Raw genomic sequence first — 17258 nt, forward strand, 5'->3', positions numbered from 1 at the left:
ACTCAGCGGAGGGAATAGAGAGAGAGGAAGAAGGCGAACGCCAGCGCGAAGCCCCCGAAGATCAGCACGTTCTTCTGGCCGGGGGTGAGCTTGTTCACGCCGAGGCCGAAGTTGAGGTTCTCCTCGAAGCCACTGGGCTTGCTGCGTGGACCGATGTCACGGAAGGCACCCACGCGGCTGCGGCAGACCGGGCAGCGAAAGCCGATCGGATCGAGCTCCGTGAAGGGGGTGCCCGGGGCGATGGACAGCTTGCGGATGCCCTCCTCGGGGTCATAGACGAAGCCGCAGCTGCGGCACTCGTAGCGGTGGCTGTCGGGATCGCTCTCCACGACGGCCGCAGGCGCGCCTGGAGCTTCGTTGCTGGCCTTGTCCGAAGCTCGTTCCTCGTCGCCGTCGTGCCCGTTGACCATGGCGCTGGCCCCACTGCCGTCAGATCGGACTCTATCCAGGCGATCCCTGCCGACGGATGCCAGACTGCGCCCCAGGTTGGGCCGTTTCATGTTCGTGCTTCCCGGCTACGACGCCTTTCTGGGCTTTCTGCTGATCGCGGCGGCCGTTCCCGTGCTGGCTCTGGTCACCAACAAGATGGTGGCCCCCAAGTCGAGGGATGGCGAACGCCGCCTCACCTACGAATCGGGGATGGAGCCGATCGGCGGTGCCTGGATCCAGTTCAACATCCGTTATTACATGTTCGCCCTGGTCTTCGTCATCTTCGATGTCGAGACCGTCTTCCTTTATCCCTGGGCCGTGGCGTTCCATCGCCTGGGCCTGCTGGCCTTCATCGAAGCCCTGATCTTCATCTCGATCCTCGTGGTGGCCCTCGCCTACGCCTGGCGCAAGGGTGCCCTCGAGTGGAGCTGATCCCCAGCCATCCGGAACCCCGACCAGCCGAACGATGACCATTACTCCGTCAAGCCCAGGAACCAGCGAGGCCCCCTCGATCGAGGCCCTGCGCGATCTGCGTGCCTCCACCTGCAACCCGGTGGGTGCCCCCACGGTCACCTCGGATCTCTCCGAGAATGTGATCCTCACCAGCCTCGATGACCTGCACAACTGGGCCCGGCTCAGCAGCCTCTGGCCCCTGCTCTACGGCACGGCCTGCTGCTTCATCGAGTTCGCGGCCCTGATCGGCTCCCGCTTCGACTTCGACCGTTTCGGCCTGGTGCCCCGCTCCAGCCCGCGCCAGGCGGATCTGCTGATCACGGCCGGCACGGTGACGATGAAGATGGCACCGGCTCTGGTGCGGCTCTATGAGCAGATGCCTGAGCCGAAGTACGTGATCGCCATGGGCGCCTGCACGATCACCGGCGGCATGTTCTCCGCCGACTCCACCACGGCCGTGCGTGGCGTCGACAAGCTGATCCCGGTGGACCTCTACATCCCTGGCTGCCCGCCGCGGCCGGAGGCCATTTTCGATGCGGTGATCAAGCTGCGCAAGAAGGTGGGCAACGAGGCCCTCGCCGAGCGGGGCAACCTCCAGCCCACCCACCGCTACCTCACGATCGAGCACGCCATGAAGGCGGTCGAGCCGATCGTGACCGGGGCCTACCTGCGGGCGGAAACCCAGAAGGCCGCCTTCGCCGCCGGTGCCGGCCTGCCCCTGGCCACCCCCGAACCCGAAGCTCTCGAAGCCACCCGCTCCTCCAGCGATGCCTGATCCCACCACCGAGCTCAGCCCCGCCCCGATCGGCGCCGTCAGCCAGTGGCTGACGACCCAGGGCTTCGACCACCAGCCCCTGACCGCCGACCACCTCGGCGTGGAGATCATCGGGGTGGAGCCGATGTTCCTGCCTGTGGTGGCCGCCGCCCTCAAGGCCTGGGGCTTCGATTACCTGCAGTGCCAGGGCGGCTACGACGAAGGCCCCGGCGGCCGCCTGGTCAGCTTCTATCACCTGGTGAAGCTGGCGGCGGCGCTGGAGCAGGGCTCATCCCCCGCTCAACCCCCCGAAGAGGTGCGCCTGAAGGTCTTCCTGGAGCGCAGCGGCGACCTGACCATCCCCACCCTCTATGGCCTCTTCCGTGGCGCCGACTGGCAGGAACGGGAAACCTTCGACATGTTCGGCATCACCTACGCAGGCCATCCCCATCCCAAGCGCCTGCTGATGCCCGAAGACTGGAAGGGTTATCCCCTGCGCAAGGACTACGTCCAGCCGGATTTCTACGAAATGCAGGACGCCCACTGAGCTGGGCTTGCTTGCGCCTGGCTTACTGAGCCCGGCTACTGAGCCAGTCGAGATCGCCGCTCGATTTCTGACCCTTGGATTTGCGGTAGAAGCGCATCACGGCATGGGCGAGGCTGCGGGAGTCATGGCGCAGGGTGTCGCCCGGGCGTGAGCCCTGCAGGTGGGCGAGCATCACGTCGTAGCCGGCACTGCGCAGCTGACGTTGGTCGCAAAGCACCGGTTCCGCTCCCCTGGCGCGGTAGTGCTCCAGCAGGGCGAGGTCCTGGAGCGGTTCCTGGGCGAGCACCGCCGGGAACAGCCGCCTGTGCACCCCGAGGCTGGCCAGCTGGGCTTCGATCGCCCGCAGGTGCCCGCCCACATCCAGCCGGTCGGTTTCACCGGGCTGGGTCATCAGGTTGCAGATGTAGAGCTTCGGCGCCTTGGAGCGGATGATCGCCTGCACCAGCTCCGGCACCAGCAGGTTGGGCAGCAGGGAGGTGTAGAGGCTGCCGGGCCCGAGGATGATCAGTTCGGCATTGGCGATGGCCTCGATCGCCCGGGGCAGGGCCGGCGGCCGCTCGGGGATGCAGCCCAGGCGCACGATCGGGCTGGGGGAGTGGCCGATCTTCGATTCGCCCTCGATGCGCTCGCCGTTCTCCAGCTCCGCCCAGAGGCGCACGTCGGCGTTGGTGGCCGGGACCACCTGGCCCTGCACCGCCAGCACCCTGCTGCTGGCGGTGATCGCCGACTCCAGGCTGCCGGTGATGGCCGTGAGGGCCGTGAGGAACAGATTGCCGAAGCTGTGGCCCTCCAGCCCAGTGCCCGCCTTGAAGCGGTACTGGAACAGGCGGGTGAGCAGCGGTTCCTCCCGGGCCAGGGCCGCCAGACAGTTGCGGATGTCGCCAGGCGGCTGCACCCCCAGCTCGCGGCGGAGCACACCGCTGCTGCCGCCGTCATCGGCGACGGTGACGATGGCTGTGATGTTGCTGCTGTAGCGCTTGAGGCCGCTGAGCAGGGTGGAGAGACCGGTGCCTCCGCCGATCGCCACGATGTTGGGGCCACGGTTGAGCCGCCGCTGGGCCAGCAGGGCATCCACCAGCACCGTGTCCTTCTCGGGTGCCAGGGCCTGCTGGATCGAGCCGAAGCTGCGGCTCTGGCCCCAGATCACCAGGGCCGCCCCGGCGATGAGCACCAGCGGACCGGTGAAGCCCCGCGGCAGCACCCGCGCCACGTTCGTGATCAGCCAGGTGAGCGACTCCAGGATCCAGTAGATGGGCTTGAGATCCGCCAGGATGGCGGCGCCCACCAGCGCCAGCACCAGCCCGAGGCCAGATGTGAGCATCCACCGCTTCACCACCAGCCCTGGTTGCAGCCAGCGCACCGCCCGCTTCGAGCGGCTCACCAGGTCCTGCTGGCGGAGGTCGCCGCGGCCCATCCAGCCCGGTCGGCGGACCTGCCGGCGGAGGCGGGGCTTGGAGGGGCGCTGGGAGGTCAAGCCGTTGGGGCGTTACGCCGCAGCACGGAGCAACACGAACTGTACGGATGAAATGCCGGGATGAACCATTCCCCCCCAATCGCCCCTGACGGGCCGGTGCTGGAGCTGGACGGCGTGGGCATGCGCTGGGGCAGCAACATCGTGCTCAATGACCTGAGCCTCAGCCTGGGGCAGGGTGAGCGGCTGGCGGTGGTGGGACCCTCGGGCACGGGCAAATCGACGGTGCTGCGCATCCTCGCCGGGCTGCTCTTGCCAACGGCGGGGGAGCTGCGTCTGCATGGCGCCCCCCAGCACTATCTCCGGCTCGATCAGCTCCGTCCGCCGGATGTGCGCCTGGTGTTTCAGAACCCGGCCCTGCTGGGCTCCCTCACTGTGCGCGAGAACGTGGGCTTCCTGCTTTACCGCCACAGCAAGCTGCGGGAGCCCGAGATCCGCGATCGGGTCGGCCGGGCCCTGGAGGCTGTGGGGCTCTCGGGCATCGAGGAACGCCTGCCTGGGGAGCTCAGTGGCGGGATGCAGAAACGGGTGAGCTTTGCCCGTGCCCTGATCGAAGACCCTGGCCGGCCGGCCGGGCACCATCCCATCCTCCTGTTCGATGAACCCACGGCCGGGCTCGACCCGGTGGCCTGCACCCGCATCGAGGACCTGATCGTGACCACCACCAAGGTGGCGGCGGGCTGCTCGGTGGTGGTCAGCCACGTGATGAGCACGATCGTGCGATCAGCCGAGCGGGTGGCGATGCTTTATGAGGGTCATCTCCAGTGGCTCGGTTCCGTGCAGGACTTTGTCCGTACCGACAATCCTTATGTGGTGCAGTTTCGAACCGGTAGCCTGAGCGGGCCGATGCAACCGGCGGAGATTTAGAGCCCCATGCGTCGCAGTGTGCGAGAGGCCATCGTTGGATTTTCGCTGCTTGCGGCCGTGGTGGGGGGATCCGGTTTCTGGATCTGGCTCAGGGGGATTTCCCTCAGCCAGAACAACTGGATCCTGAAGGTGAGCTTCCAGGACGCCGCTGGCCTGGCGGACCGCTCGGCGGTGATCTTCCGCGGCGTGCAGGTGGGCAGTGTGCGCAAGGTCCAGACCACCTCCGCAGCGGTGTTGGCCGAACTGGAGATCAGCGATCCCACCCTGCAGCTGGCGCGCCCCACCATGGCCCAGGTGCAGACCGGCTCCCTGCTGGGTGGTGATGCCCAGGTGGCCCTGATCAGCACTGGCAACCCCCTTCCCGAGAGTGCCCCCCTGCCCCGGTCCAAGGACTGCGACAACACAGTGATGGTCTGTGCCGGCAGTGAGCTCAAGGGCGTCACGGCCGCCAGCCTCAACAGCGTGACCGAGCTGATGCAGCGCCTGCTGTCCCAGGTGGACGAGAAGCAGATCGTGGAGGAGATGGCCCGCACCACCCGCAGCTTCGATGCCACCTCCAAGGAGGCCACCCAGTTCCTGAAGCGGGCACAGGTGCTGGTGGCTGAGCTGAAGCGCTCGGTGGGCAAAGCCGATCCGATCCTGGCCAACCTCAGCACCGCCACGGCCGAAGCGGCGGCGGCCAGCCGCCATGTGCGCAACGTCACGGCTTCGCTGGACAACCCCAAGACGCTGGCTCAGCTCAAGACCACCGTGGGCAATGCCGAGCGCCTCACCGCCCGCATCGATGCCGTCGGTGGCGATGTGAACAAGCTCACCAGCGACGCCGAGTTCATGGACGGTGTGCGCAGCGTGGCGATCGGCCTGGGCCAGCTCTTCGATGAGCTCTATCCCGCCCAGACGGGCCTGGCCAAGGACAAGGCGGAGAAAGAAGCCCAGAAGAAGGCGGCTCCTAAGCCGCCCCGTTGAGGGCGTCGAGGGCGATGGCGGCGATCGCCTGATCACTGGCCTTGGGCAGCTGGACGTACTTGCCGCCGGCCGCCTGGGCCAGGTCCTTGCCCATGCCACTGCCGATGAACTTGCGCTCGGTGTCGATCACCAGCAGCTTGATCCCCAGGGCCCGGTAGCGGCCGGCCACCTGGATCACCTCCTCCTTGAGGTCGACGGGCTCTTCGCCCTCCAGCTGCGGCTGGCCCAGGGAGCGGGAGAGGGGCACGTTGCCGCGGCCATCGGTGATCGCCACCACCACCACCTGGCCAAGATCCCCGGTGGCCAGAGCGTTGGCGGCCACCCGCGCGGCCTGGGTGAGCCCGTGGGCCAGGGGTGAGCCCCCGCCGCAGGGCATCTGCTCCAGCCGGCGACGGGCGGCGGTGATCGAGCGGGTGGGGGGCAGCAGCACCTCGGCCTGCTCGCCGCGGAAGGGGATCAGGGCGACTTCGTCGCGGTTCTCATAGGCCTCGGTGAGCAGGCGGATCACGGCCCCCTTGGCGCTCTGCATGCGGTTGAGGGCCATCGAGCCGCTGGCGTCCACCAGGAAGATCACCAGGGAGCCGGCCTTGCGTTGCAGCTGCTTGGCCCGCAGGTCGCCCTCCTCCACGATCACGGTGCGGTGGGGCTCCCGAGCGCGGCGCGCTTTCTGGTAGGGGGCGGCGGCCCGCAGGGTGGCGTCCACGGCGATGCGGCGCACGGGGCCGCGGGGCAGCATCGGCTTCACGTAGCGGCCGCGGGAGTCGGAGAGCACCACAGAGCGCTTGCCGCTGCCACCGCTGCGCGACTTGGCTGCGGCGAAGAGCAGCAGATCGGGATCAATGGCGATCGCCTCGGGATCGAGCAGAAACTCCTCAGGCACCTGGGGCGGCGCCTGGTCCTCGGGGCTGTCGTCCTCACGCTCCTCGTCGGCCTCCTCCTGCTCGGGGGGGTCCTGCTCCGGGGGCTCAGGATCGTCGGGGGTGTCGGGCTCGGGCGGCTGCTCCCCCTGGGGAGGCGGTGGCGGCGGGGGTGGTTCCAGCGGTTGCTCGGGATCGGGCGGCGGCAGTTGCAGGGCCCTCGGGGCGATCACCAGCCGCACGGCCACCTGCAGGTCGTCGGCGTCAACCTGGTCGCGGCCGCTCAAGGCCGCATGGGCCCGTGCCACCCGCACGGCGTAGAGCTCAGAGCGGTGCCCCTCCACGCCGCCGCGCAGGGCCTCGTTGACCAGGTAGGCGATCTGCTCGCGGGCGATCGACACATCGGGCAGCCACTGGCGGGCCAGCAGCAACTGGGTGGCCAGGGCATCGGTCTCCTCCTGCCAGCGGGCGCGGAAGGCTTCGCTGGAGCTGCCGTGATCAAGGGCGGAGCTGGTGATCGCCACCCGCTGCTCGATCGCCAGCAGCTGGTTGGCCGAGAGGGCTATGGCGAAGCGATCGAGCAGGTGGTCGCGCACCGCCCCCTCCTCGGGGTTGTAAGTGGCGATCAGCAGGGTGCGGCAGGGATGGGAGAGGCTGAGCCCCTCGCGCTCGATCCGGTTCTCGCCGCTGCCCACCGCCGCCAGCAGCAGGTTGGTGATGTTGTCATCGAGCAGGTTGAGCTCATCGACGTAGAGCACGCCCCGGTGGGCTTCCGCCAGCAAACCTGGCTGGAACACCGGGGCCCCCGCAGCCAGGGAGGCGGCCACATCCACCGAGCCCACCAGTCGGTCTTCGGTGACGCCGAGGGGCACCTGGATGAACGGGGCCGGGATCACCGTGGTGGGCAGCAGCGCCGTGGGGTCGGATCCGCTGGGATCACCGCCCAGCTGGGTGATGCGGCCGTGGATCGTGGCGTCCCAGTCGTCAGGCCGCTGGGGGTCGACGTTGAGGCGGCGGCAGGCCTCACCGAGCGCCAGCACGTCGATCGGCGGCAGCAGGGCATGCAGACCCCGGGCCAGCACCGACTTGCCGGTGCCGCGCCCGCCGGCGATCACCACCCCGCCCAGACCCGGATCCACCGCCGCCAGCAGCAGGGCCAGCTTGAGGGTGCCGTGGCCGGTGATGGCCGCCAGGGGGAAGGAGCTGGTGGCCGCCGCTCTGGCACCCGCTGGGGAGGCTGCAGACCCGCTGACGACCATGGGGGCGGATGCCTCGTGAGGTATGGGGTCAGTCTGGCCGATGGGCCGCCTGGCCCTAGAAGCGCGACATCGCCTTGATCTTGGCGAGCTTGTCGGCGTCGAGGCCGTCGAGTTCCTGCAGGTCCAGCAGGTTTTCCTTCACCAGGCTGGCGAACACGAAGAGAATGCCCTCGAGGCGGAAATCGAAGCGCCCTTCCATCACGTGGCGCTGGGTGCTGAGATAATCGTGCAAGCGCCAGAGGGACTGGGCATTGTTAATTGAATCGGCCTCGCGGCGCACGGTGCTGATCACTGTCTGGACGGCACGGGCGTAAGCGCAACTGAAGGCCTCTTCAGCGATGGCCTGCTCGTCGTCACTCCAGGTGATCAGTGCCGATTCAACCATGATGTCTTCCTTGATACAAGACTTTATCGCGGCTGGGCCAGAGGCGCGAGCCGCACGGATTGCGCTTGCCGGGACGGGCGGAACCGGCGCATCCCCGGCAGCTGGAACCAGGTCCTGGTGGGGAACTCGTGGTGTTCCCAGTGATAGCCGAAGTGGAAACAGGCCAGCAGGGAGAGCCATACCGGCAGCTCCAGGCTGCGGGCCTGGTGGCGAGGGCTGTCGCCTTCTGTCTGGCGGTGGGGCAGGTACGTCCCGAAGACGAACAACTGCAGAGAACTGATCAGCAGGGGAAGGGTGCAGATCAGCAGCACCGACAGCGGGGCCATGGCGCCGGAGGGTGCGGCCACCAGGGCGAGCAGGGCCCAGCCGCTGAGCAGGCGCAGCATCTGGCCGGCGGAGAGATAGCTGGCCATGAAGTGGATGTACCAGCGCAGCACCCCGCCGCCTTGGGGGGGCTGGTGGTCGGGATCGCGGGTGGTTCCCGGGGCCTGATGGTGGCGCAGGTGGTTGGCGCGGCAGGCGCCGTAGGGGAGGCCGGCGTAGAGCCCGAGAGCTAGCTGCCCCAGCTGGTGGTTGAGCCGGGGTTGGCCTGGCAGGAGCAGGCCGTGCATGGCGTCGTGGCCGACGATGAACAGGCCGGTGTGCAGCACCGAGCGGAGGCCAACGGCAAGCAGCAGCAGCGGCAGGGGCAGATGGCCTGGATCGGCCGGGAGCAGAAGCACCAGGCTGAAGATCCAGGCCAGCAGGATGCCGGTGGCCAGCAGCAGTCCCTTGCCGGTGGCAGGGGGCGTGGCCGTGGCGAGGCTCAACGGGCGAACTTGAGCAGCTCGGCGGGGGAGGCCAGCAGATCGATCGCCACGAAGTAGATCTTGCCGTCGGGATTGAGCAGGAAGCGCCAGGCCACGTTCATGCCCACACCGGCTCCGAACCAAGGTGTCTGGACCTTGCCGGTGACCTTGATCTGGGTGAATTCGCCGTCGGCGGGTTCGGCAATGCCGGATTCGGGCAGAAGCTTCAGGTTCTGGCAGTCTTCGCGGAAGAAGCGCAAGATGGCGTCCTTGCCCACGATCGGCTTCTGGAAGGGAGGCTGCAGCGCCCCGTCCGGAAGGAACAGCTCAATCAGGTTGTCGAAATCGTTGGCATTGAGCTGATCCATGTAGGCGCTCACCGTGGCGTTGTCGATTCCGGCGATCGAAACCTTCTGACGCTGGGACTCAGGGGTGGGAGCCACCACAGGCTCGCTGACGCGCTGGGCCTCGCCTTTGGCGGGGTCGTAGCCCATGTCGACGACGAAGTTGCGCAGCAGAGTGATCTGCTGGCCCTGCTCGACGCTCTTGAGGGAGCTGAGCACGGAGGCGGCGTTGGCGGAGAGCTGGTAGCCCTGGGGAATCGGAGCCACGATGCCGGCGGCCATCCACTCGCCGAGCTGATACCAGAAGCCGAGCTTGATGTTCACCGACCAACCGGAATACGTGCGGCCGATGGAGGTGTCGGTGCTGTTGGCCAGGTCGCACATGACCTGGCTCTGCTGGGCAAAGCTCATGCCCTTGATCTGGCTGAGCACGCCTTCAGCGAACTGCATGCGGGCGGCGCCGGGGGCGGCGATGGTGATGGTCTTGCCCATCTCGAGGTAGGCGTACCAGATCAGTGCAAGCTGGTCTTCGGCGCTGAGCAGCTTGTAGCGCGCGGTGATGGCAGGAACGACGTCCGCCGACAGCGTGTCGGGGAAGATCTGGGTGGCTTTCTCGAGCGTGAACATATGTGGTTGGTCCCTTTTGTTAAGGAGGTTTACAGACTCTAGGCGATGGGCTGCGAAGCTGGTAATAAATTCAGCTTCGTGTCCGTCGCCTAGGTGAGCCCGGGCCGACCGGAAAGGGCCGACCCTCCAAGTTTCGGATCTACGCCAATCTGGAGAGATGCTTCGCTTCGTTCTTAACGTCCTCTGGTTCGTGCTCGGGGGCTTCGTGATGGGCCTGGGCTGGTGGCTGGCCGGCCTGGTGGCCGCCATCACGATCGTGGGTCTGCCCTGGGCGCGGGCCTGTTTCGTGATCGGCAACTTCTCTTTCTGGCCGTTCGGGCAGGAGGCGATCAGCCGCCGCGAGCTCACCGGCCGCAATGATTTCGGCACCGGCCCCCTGGGGCTGGTGGGCAACGTGATCTGGTTCCTGCTGGCGGGCTGGTGGCTGGCGATCGGCCACCTCAGCTCGGCCCTGGCCTGCTTCGTGACGATCATCGGCATCCCCTTCGGGATTCAGCACGTCAAGCTGGCGCTGATTGCCCTGGCGCCGATCGGCCTGCAGGTGGTTCCCACGGGAACCCGGCCCCGGGCTCTGGAGTGAAGCGGCAGCGCAGCAGCGCCAGGGCCTCATCGGGCAGCCCCAGGAAACGGTCGAGCCAGGGCTCGCCACTGGGCTGAATCGAGGCCACCCCCACCAGCAGGGCGGCTCCATCCCCATCGGGTCGCTCGCCGCTCAGGTGATGCCGCCGGCTTGTCACCTCGCCTGTGACCAGCTCCGTGGCCACCAACAGGGGAGGTGCGCAGTAGAGCGAGCCCACACGAAAGAGAAAGCGCGCCCTGAATGTCAGGGCCAGGGAGCCGGTGGCGGGATCGAGAACGCCCTCCAGCTGCTCCGGTTCGATGCTGATGCTCAGCCCCGGCGGCAGGGGCAACCCCAGCACGCGGGTGCTGCGCCAGTCGAGCGGCGGAATGCTCAGTCCGTCCGGCTGGAACCTCAGCGGCCGCCTCCCGTCCCCGGACGGTTGCCCCAGCTGGGCGCTGCCGCCACCGCCGCGGGCGTCGTAGCGGAAGCGGGGGTAGCCGGCGATGGCCAGACCGCAGCCGGCCAGAGTGCTGAGCTGAAGCGTGGCGGCTGGCGGCACGCTCATCCCTGGCGCAGGACCTCGAGCTCGCCCCTGCCGTGGCTCTCGGCCAGCTCGGTGTAGCCGCCGATCAGCTCCCCATCGACGAACACCTGGGGCACGGGACCCTCGGCGCTGGGTTCGATCAGGCGGTGGGGAATGCCGAGGGTGCGCAGCATGCGCAGAGCACGCCTGGAGAACGGGCAACCGGAGCGCACGGCGATCGTCACCCGCGGCTCGTTGGGCTCACTGACGGCAGGCGCGGCGCCTGCGGCCCTGGTCTGGCCTGCGCCAGTCGCCGGCCTGGAGGCCTGCTCCCGTGTCAGCGCCGCAGTGTCCAGCAGGCCCACCAGCAGGTCGGCGCCCTTGAGCACCCGCGAGCCCGGCTCGAGGTGTCCGCCCCAGACCCGGCAGTCGCCATCGGAGAGGCTCAGGTGCAGGTGCACGCCCTCGGGGGAGAGGGTGCCCTGCAGGGTGATGATTTCCAGCTCACCGCGCAGCACGGTGGGGGCGATCTTGCCGGGGCACTGGAAGGCGGCCTGGGCCAGGTTGCCCACCACACCGAGCACGAAACCGGAGGCGTTCTGCTCCACGGCCAACTGCTCGAGCGCCTGGCGCAGGTCGCTGCCGGGCTCGAGGTGGAGCGGCACGGAACGCATCGCTGGCGCGGCGGATGGGCGCGGCAAGACTAAGCCGCAGGCTTCTGCTCAGCCCCGGGACCGGGCGTGGCCGCGAGGATCGGCAGGCAGGGGTGCTGCAGGCCCAGGCCCAGCTCCCGCAGGCGGCGGTTCGAGATTCGCCGTTCGGCGGCTGGGTTGGCCGAGGTGCCGTTGTCGCCGTCCCAGATCACCGGCTCGAGGCCGGCGGCGTGGCAGCTGCGGTCGATCAGCTCGCGCACGCTGATGGGTTCGTCGTCCACCAGGTTGATGAGTCCATCGAAGCCCTGCTCCACCGCCCAGGCCAGGGCCGTCACCACATCGTCGCGGTGGATCCAGCTGATCAGGGACGACCCATCCCCTTCGCGGCGGCTGCCCGCGAGGGAGCGGAAGCGGGGTTCCAGCTCGCGCCCGGGGCCATAGATCGCCCCCAGCCGCGCAATCGCGACGCGGCGGTGGGAGCCGCGGCAGGCGAGCAGCAGAGCTTCGGCGTCGCGCAGGATCTGAGCGTGAGGCTCCCGGGGCTGGGGGGGTGTGTCTTCCTCCACCAGGCCCTTGGCCTCGCCATAGACCGAGCAGCTGCTGGTGTACACGAGCTGCTGGAGCTCGGGGAGCTGGGGCACCACGGCCGCCACGGCCTCCATCGTGCGCAGGTAGGTGGCCTCATAGCCGTCGGCATCCACCTGGCGGCTGCCGCCGGGTGCCAGGCAGAACACGGCCGCCTCGGTGTTCTCCAGGGCCTTGTGGAGCTGATCGGGGTCGGCGGCATCCAGCAGCTGCACCGCATCGGCCAGAGGGGCCAGCTCCCCCAGGCGCTCCTCGCGCGTGGTGGTGACACGCAGCCAGTGCCTGGCCTGCTGATGCCAGTGGCTCGCCAGGGCAGAGCCCACATAGCCGCAGCCAACGATCGTGATCCGCATCGAGACTGTGCTGGCTGACGAAAAGCTAGGGCGCCGCGATCACAGTGAAGCCACCACACTGACCGCACCACCACCGCCCCTGTTGCCATGACCGGCCACGACCGCCAGTGGGAGCTCAACAGGCTCAACTTCGCGGGCCGTTGGTGTGGCACGAGCCGCTGGTATGAGCGCAGCGCCGCCGGTGTGCTGGATCTCACCAGCCCCAGCACGGTGATCGAGGGCACCTGCTACGCCATCAGCTTTTCTGACCCCGACACGGGTCTGTGGGACGGCAGCGGCCTGCGCTTCGCTCCGGACGGCCGCCGCCAGCTGCCCCTCTCGCGCTCCACTTACAACGGCGGCGGACAGTGCTGGCAATTCCGCGGCGCCGCCGGCCAGTCGAGCCTGGCGGTGGACGGGCAGCAGCCCCGATTCGGCCATGAGCTGAACCTCTTCCGGGGCCGCTCCCGCTCGATGCTGGTGCTGCTCTACGCACCGCTGGCAGCAGCTCTGGGCGTGTCCCCTGGCTGGCGGCTGCAGAGCCTGGGGGTGGTTCCCTTCCGCTGCAGCCTGGCCCCCGAGCTCGACCCACCCCGCCCTGCGGCCAGCGACTGGCGGGCCCTGCTGGCGCAGCAGGAGGGCTGGCCCGGTGAGCTGGAGCGCCTGGAACCCCACCACTGGCCCGCCGCGGATCCGGAGCCGCAGCCGTGCGAGCCCTTCCGCGGCAGCCAGTTCAGCGGCAACGACCTCACCGCCGGCTTCGCCGACGGCCTGCTCTGTTCCCTGCCGGAGCAGCTGCCGGAGGGGGCCTTTGTGTTGCAGGTGGGCTGCCGCCTCGATGCCGACCACTTCCAGCAGGTGAGCCTGACGTACGACACCCGGCAGCGGCTCACGGCCTGGGAGCTGCGGCGGTTCCGCAGGCCCTGAGCCTCAGCCCAGCAGGCTCGCCTCCACGGTGAGGCCTGGGCCGAAGGCCAGGGCCACCAAGGGGCGTGGAGCTGCCGTGCTGCGCAGGCTCTCGAGGATGAACAGGATCGTGGCCGATGACATGTTGCCGAACCGGCGCAGCACGGTCGCCGAGGGCTCGACCTGGCTGGGGTGCAGCTCCGCCGCGGCCGCAACGGCCGCGAGGATGCGTGGACCGCCGGGGTGCAGGGCCCAGGATCCGATCGAGGGAATGCTTTCGCCCCGGGCGCTCAGCCAGCGCTCCAGCCAGGGACGCAGGTTGGCGGCGATGATGCCTGGCACCTTGGACGAGAGCGTCATCTCGAAGCCGTGGTCGGCGATGGTCCACGACATCAGATCGGCGGTTCCGGGGATGAGCGTGGAGCCGGAGCCCAGCACCTGCAGCGGGGGGGCATCGGCGGCTGGGCAGCTGGCTTCGGCAGAGCCCGTGGCCACCAGGGCGCCGGCGCCGTCGGCGAAGAGGGAGTTGGCCACCACCTTCTCCGGATCCCAGCCGTAGTGCATGTGCAGGCTGCACAGCTCCACGGCGCAGAGCAGCACGCAGGCGGCCGGATCGGCCTCCACGAATGCCCGTGCCACCCGCAGGCCGTTGAGCGCGCCGTGGCAGCCCATGAAGCCCACATGGGTGCGCTCCACATCGGGATTGAGGGGCAGCTGAGCCATCAGGGCGAGATCGAAGCCCGGCGCCTGGAAGCCCGTACAGCTCACCGTGACCAGGTGGGTGATCCGCTCCGGGCCGAGCCCGGCATCCGCCAGGGCGAGGCGGGCCACTTCCAGCGCCAAGGGTTCGGCATGGACCTCGAAACGTCTGATCCGCTCGCCCGTGGATGGGCTGCTGTCGCCATAGAACGGCAGGCGGCCTCCGATGCCATCCTCATGCTCGAGCGATTCCAGCAGGACGCTGTGGCGCACGTTCACCCCGGAGCGCCGCTGGATGCGCGCCAGCAGGGCTGCCCGCTCTGGCGTGGAGGCGGAGATGCGCCCGGCCATGGCCGCGGATTCGCCCTGGCTGATCTGGTGGCGGGGAACCGCGGTGCCGATGCCCAGGATCGTCAGGGGCATGGCATCAGCCGTTGCGGCAGGGAGGGCAGGCGCGACGCGGCCCAGAACAGGCCACGGGCGCTGCTCGGATGGCGCAGCGCCAGGGCCAGGCTGCGGCAGACCAGCTGACGGCGGCCGATCCGTTGCCGGTGGGTTTGGATCCAGCGGCGCTCGAGCGCCGGCTCCCACGACCCGGCCCCCTCCAGCACCAGCGGCGTGACGGCGGCGGCGGCGGCGAGGGCCCAACCCATGCCTTCTCCGGTGAAAGGCTCCACGTAGCCGGCGGCATCCCCGAGCACCAGGAAGCGATGGCCGGCCAGGGGGGTGCTGCGGCGGCTGAGAGCTGGAGTGCTCTGCCAGTCGGCCTCATCCAGCTGGGGCAGGGCCGGGAAGCCGGCCTCCGCCAGCACCCGCCCGGCGGCAGCAGCGGCGCTACCGGTCTCCTGCAGGAAGGTGCGATCGAAGGCGGCGGCCACATTGAGGCTGCCGCCGTCCACCCGCACCAGACCCACGTAGCCCCGGCGGCCCACGGCCATGTGGATGCTGCCCTCCTCCCAGTGGTGGTCCGCACCCGCCAGCACACAACCGGCCCCCAGCCGCGAGCGGGGCTGGATGCGGGTGTGGGCGCCAGGCTCGTTCTCGAGGCAGCGGTGGGCCAGTCCCGCCGCCACCAGCACCACGGCCGCCTGCACCTGCTGCTGTTGCCGCCCCTGGCGCAGGCTGACGCTGCGGGTTTGGGCGCTGGCCGGACCCAGCTGAGCTGTGGTTTCGGGGCGGAACACAGCTCCGGCGCTGACGGCGGCCTCCACCAGGGCCTGATCGAAGCGGCTGCGGGAGACGGCCCACCCCGGGGGCAGGGCACAGCACGTCTGCCGGCCGCCCAGGCCCAGCCGCAGCCGCCGCAACGGCAGCCCTCCCAGGCTCTCGAGCAGATGGCCCTGGTCCACGGAGGCGAGCGCCACCTGGGCCTGGCCGTTGAAGCAGGCGCCGCACACCTTCCAGCGCGGGAAGCGGCGCTTCTCCACCAGCAGCACCCGCAGGCCCCGGCGTGCCAGATCGAGGCTGGCCAGGGCACCGGCCGGACCGGCTCCGATCACCACCACATCCCAGGACTGGCCGGGCAGGGTCTCAACCACGGGACCAGCTCAGCAGGTAACGCTCCGGCCAGCAGCGTTGCAGCGTGGCGCCCTGCAGCCCGGCCCGCTCCGCCATGGCGGCCACCTCAGCAAGCTGGAAGGCCCCCTGCACCGAGCGCGGTCCATCGGTGTGCACGATCCAGGAGCGGCTGAGCAGCCGGGTGCCGGCCCAGGCCAGCCCATAGCCCAGGGGACTGCGGATCAGGTCGTTCACGAGCACCAGTTGACGGGCCCGCCGGCCCATCAGGGCCAGCAGCATCTCGGCGTCGTGGTCGTCGAGGTGGTGAAGGAACAGGGAGGTGAGCACCACGTCGTAGCCACCGGGGGCGGCCCCGTCCGGACCCGAGGGCAGCGGATCGGTGAGGGCATCGGCCCTGAAGAAGCGCGCCTTGGCGCCGCGGCGCTCGGCATTGGCGCGGGCGATCGCCACAGCACCGGGGCTGATGTCGCAGCCCTCGAGGATCAACGGGATGGCGCTGCGCCGGGCCATCAGGGCCAGGTCGATGGCGGTGTCACCGCCGCCGCAGGCCAGATCCAGCACCCGCAGGGGAGTGCCCTGATGGCGTGCCGCCAGCTCACGGATCGGGGTGAACAGGCTGGCGGAGCAGCGGCTCACGGCATTGATGCGCCGTAGCCCCGCCAGGGCCAGGGTGTGCTCGCCGGGGTCGAGGCCCGGCTGATCCATCACTTCAGCGACCCGCTGGCGGCGGGTCAGGGACTTCAGGCTCGGCACGGCCTTCACTGTCCTGCCAGGGCGTGCGGGCACTATGGCGCCTGCGATCCGGCGTCCGCGAAGGGTGCCTCCAGCGTTCCGCCGAAGGCATTCACCAGGGCCTCACCCAGTGCATGCTGGGCCAGGAAACGGCCCGAGAGCCGCAGCTCGCCTGCGGGAACCCCATCCCTGATCCGTGCACAGGCAGGTCCAGCGCCCCTGGTGAAAGGTGGCCTGGCAATCCGGACAGGTGCTGGGCTGGGACGGCTTGTGGCGCTGTTGATAGGGATCGCTGTGATGCCTGCTCTCCATTCCGTCGTAGCGGGGTTGACCCCTCTGCTTCCGCTGTAGCCACGCGCATGGAATCTGTCAGGGCGCTTGCCCTCGGTTGGTGGGCTGCCGGACCAAGCCGTCACAATGGCTGTTGCGATGCCTACCGGATCCCCTTCATGGCGCCCAGCACCGACACCCCGCCCGCCGGCAACCTCGACCTGCTGCGCATCCTCTGCTGTGTGGCCTGGTCGGATGGCGAGTTCTCCGCGGAGGAGCGGGAGCTGCTGGAAGACCTGGTGGAGCGTTACATCGTGACGGATGGTGGAGTGCCGCTGCCCGCCGAGGTAGCTGAGGTGCTGGCCGAGCAGTCCCTGCAGCCTGAGGCCCTCGACACGCTGATTCCCCGGCTCCGCTCCGAGGAAGACCGGCAGCTGGCCCTGAAGCTGGGCTACATGATGATCCGTGTCGGCCGGCGGCCCGGCGACGAGTCGAGCATCAACCCCCTGGAGAAGGTGGCCTACCGGCGCCTGGTGGACGGTCTGGGCCTGGGTGAGGCCGACATCGCCGAGGCGGAATGGTCCGCCGAACTCGACCTCGAGGCCCAGAGCGGCCTGCGCGGCTTCCTCTCGCGTCACTTCGGCTTCCTGGCGGCCTGAGCGGCGCTCCTGCGGCGAGGGCCCTGATTCCTTCACCAGCCTTCAGGGCAACTGAACCTGCAAACCTGGTTG

General features: G+C 69.1%; 20 protein-coding genes. 8 read left to right on the forward strand and 12 right to left on the reverse strand.

Annotated elements, in window-relative coordinates; all coding sequences use genetic code 11:
- Nucleotides 1–2 precede the first annotated feature (2 nt).
- Nucleotides 3–410: a rubredoxin gene (locus WH5701_RS13375; RefSeq protein ID WP_037981113.1), complete on the reverse strand. Its 408-nt coding sequence runs from the start codon at nt 408–410 to the stop codon at nt 3–5.
- A gap of 88 nt (nt 411–498) precedes the next feature.
- Between WH5701_RS13375 and WH5701_RS13380 the strand changes: the two genes are divergently transcribed.
- From WH5701_RS13380 to WH5701_RS13390, 3 genes are read left to right on the forward strand one after another with little or no spacing between them, the layout of a single operon-like run.
- Complete coding sequence (locus WH5701_RS13380; RefSeq protein ID WP_006173013.1) at nt 499–861, forward strand: NAD(P)H-quinone oxidoreductase subunit 3; 363 nt, start codon at nt 499–501, stop codon at nt 859–861.
- A gap of 34 nt (nt 862–895) precedes the next feature.
- Nucleotides 896–1657, forward strand: coding sequence for an NADH dehydrogenase subunit K (locus WH5701_RS13385; RefSeq protein ID WP_006173014.1), 762 nt, complete (start codon nt 896–898; stop codon nt 1655–1657).
- Complete coding sequence (locus WH5701_RS13390; RefSeq protein ID WP_006173015.1) at nt 1650–2183, forward strand: NAD(P)H-quinone oxidoreductase subunit J; 534 nt, start codon at nt 1650–1652, stop codon at nt 2181–2183. The genes WH5701_RS13385 and WH5701_RS13390 overlap by 8 nt, the downstream gene beginning before the upstream one ends.
- 22 nt (nt 2184–2205) lie before the next feature.
- Here the strand turns inward: WH5701_RS13390 and yvcK are convergent, their stop codons facing one another.
- Nucleotides 2206–3597: a gluconeogenesis factor YvcK family protein gene (gene yvcK / locus WH5701_RS13395; protein ID WP_050751595.1), complete on the reverse strand. Its 1392-nt coding sequence runs from the start codon at nt 3595–3597 to the stop codon at nt 2206–2208.
- 120 nt (nt 3598–3717) lie between these two features.
- Between yvcK and WH5701_RS13400 the strand changes: the two genes are divergently transcribed.
- Nucleotides 3718–4521: an ABC transporter ATP-binding protein gene (locus WH5701_RS13400; RefSeq protein WP_006173017.1), complete on the forward strand. Its 804-nt coding sequence runs from the start codon at nt 3718–3720 to the stop codon at nt 4519–4521.
- A gap of 6 nt (nt 4522–4527) precedes the next feature.
- Complete coding sequence (locus tag WH5701_RS13405; RefSeq protein WP_006173018.1) at nt 4528–5487, forward strand: MlaD family protein; 960 nt, start codon at nt 4528–4530, stop codon at nt 5485–5487.
- On the opposite strand, the gene bchD is transcribed toward WH5701_RS13405, so the two are convergent.
- The 4 genes from bchD to WH5701_RS13425 are packed head-to-tail and all read right to left on the reverse strand — an operon-like array spanning nt 5471 to nt 9747.
- Nucleotides 5471–7603 (reverse strand): magnesium chelatase ATPase subunit D, encoded by a 2133-nt coding sequence (gene bchD / locus WH5701_RS13410; protein ID WP_006173019.1) that lies wholly within the window; start codon nt 7601–7603, stop codon nt 5471–5473. The genes WH5701_RS13405 and bchD overlap by 17 nt on opposite strands.
- Before the next feature lie 55 nt (nt 7604–7658).
- Nucleotides 7659–7988: a hypothetical protein gene (locus WH5701_RS13415; protein ID WP_006173020.1), complete on the reverse strand. Its 330-nt coding sequence runs from the start codon at nt 7986–7988 to the stop codon at nt 7659–7661.
- A gap of 23 nt (nt 7989–8011) precedes the next feature.
- Nucleotides 8012–8797, reverse strand: coding sequence for a fatty acid desaturase (locus WH5701_RS13420; protein WP_006173021.1), 786 nt, complete (start codon nt 8795–8797; stop codon nt 8012–8014).
- Nucleotides 8794–9747, reverse strand: a complete 954-nt coding sequence (locus WH5701_RS13425; protein ID WP_006173022.1) for an orange carotenoid-binding protein — start codon at nt 9745–9747, stop codon at nt 8794–8796. The genes WH5701_RS13420 and WH5701_RS13425 overlap by 4 nt, the downstream gene beginning before the upstream one ends.
- A gap of 157 nt (nt 9748–9904) precedes the next feature.
- On the opposite strand from WH5701_RS13425, the gene WH5701_RS13430 reads away from it, so the two are divergent.
- Entirely contained in the window at nt 9905–10327 is a 423-nt protein-coding gene (locus tag WH5701_RS13430) for a YccF domain-containing protein (RefSeq protein ID WP_006173023.1), read from the forward strand.
- On the opposite strand, the gene WH5701_RS13435 is transcribed toward WH5701_RS13430, so the two are convergent.
- Genes WH5701_RS13435 through WH5701_RS13445 form a run of 3 tightly spaced genes read right to left on the reverse strand, consistent with a single transcriptional unit; the run spans nt 10248 to nt 12423 of the window.
- A complete protein-coding gene (locus tag WH5701_RS13435) occupies nt 10248–10874 on the reverse strand; it encodes a hypothetical protein (protein WP_006173024.1) in 627 nt (208 codons plus the stop codon). The genes WH5701_RS13430 and WH5701_RS13435 overlap by 80 nt on opposite strands.
- Nucleotides 10871–11506, reverse strand: a complete 636-nt coding sequence (locus tag WH5701_RS13440; RefSeq protein WP_006173025.1) for a PCC domain-containing protein — start codon at nt 11504–11506, stop codon at nt 10871–10873. The genes WH5701_RS13435 and WH5701_RS13440 overlap by 4 nt, the downstream gene beginning before the upstream one ends.
- A 29-nt stretch (nt 11507–11535) precedes the next feature.
- Nucleotides 11536–12423, reverse strand: coding sequence for an NAD-dependent epimerase/dehydratase family protein (locus WH5701_RS13445; RefSeq protein WP_006173026.1), 888 nt, complete (start codon nt 12421–12423; stop codon nt 11536–11538).
- Nucleotides 12424–12510: 87 nt separating this feature from the next.
- Between WH5701_RS13445 and WH5701_RS13450 the strand changes: the two genes are divergently transcribed.
- Nucleotides 12511–13329, forward strand: coding sequence for a hypothetical protein (locus WH5701_RS13450; protein WP_006173027.1), 819 nt, complete (start codon nt 12511–12513; stop codon nt 13327–13329).
- Nucleotides 13330–13332: 3 nt separating this feature from the next.
- Here WH5701_RS13450 and WH5701_RS13455 read toward each other — a convergent pair whose 3' ends face one another.
- The 3 genes from WH5701_RS13455 to WH5701_RS13465 are packed head-to-tail and all read right to left on the reverse strand — an operon-like array spanning nt 13333 to nt 16278.
- Nucleotides 13333–14430: a type III polyketide synthase gene (locus WH5701_RS13455; RefSeq protein ID WP_006173028.1), complete on the reverse strand. Its 1098-nt coding sequence runs from the start codon at nt 14428–14430 to the stop codon at nt 13333–13335.
- Nucleotides 14421–15545 carry an NAD(P)/FAD-dependent oxidoreductase gene (locus WH5701_RS13460; protein ID WP_006173029.1) on the reverse strand — a complete coding sequence of 375 codons (1125 nt, stop codon included), beginning with the start codon at nt 15543–15545 and terminating at the stop codon, nt 14421–14423. Before WH5701_RS13460 ends, WH5701_RS13455 begins: the two co-directional genes overlap by 10 nt.
- On the reverse strand, nt 15538–16278 hold the full coding sequence (locus tag WH5701_RS13465; RefSeq protein ID WP_037981531.1) for a methyltransferase domain-containing protein: 741 nt from the start codon (nt 16276–16278) through the stop codon (nt 15538–15540). The genes WH5701_RS13460 and WH5701_RS13465 overlap by 8 nt, the downstream gene beginning before the upstream one ends.
- A gap of 428 nt (nt 16279–16706) precedes the next feature.
- Here WH5701_RS13465 and WH5701_RS13470 point away from each other — a divergent pair, with 428 nt between their 5' ends.
- Entirely contained in the window at nt 16707–17186 is a 480-nt protein-coding gene (locus WH5701_RS13470) for a TerB family tellurite resistance protein (protein ID WP_006173031.1), read from the forward strand.
- Nucleotides 17187–17258 lie beyond the last annotated feature (72 nt).

Origin of the sequence: Synechococcus sp. WH 5701 (assembly GCF_000153045.1) — a bacterium.
In the GTDB taxonomy this organism is placed as follows: Bacteria; Cyanobacteriota; Cyanobacteriia; order PCC-6307; family Cyanobiaceae; genus Regnicoccus_A; species Regnicoccus_A antarcticus.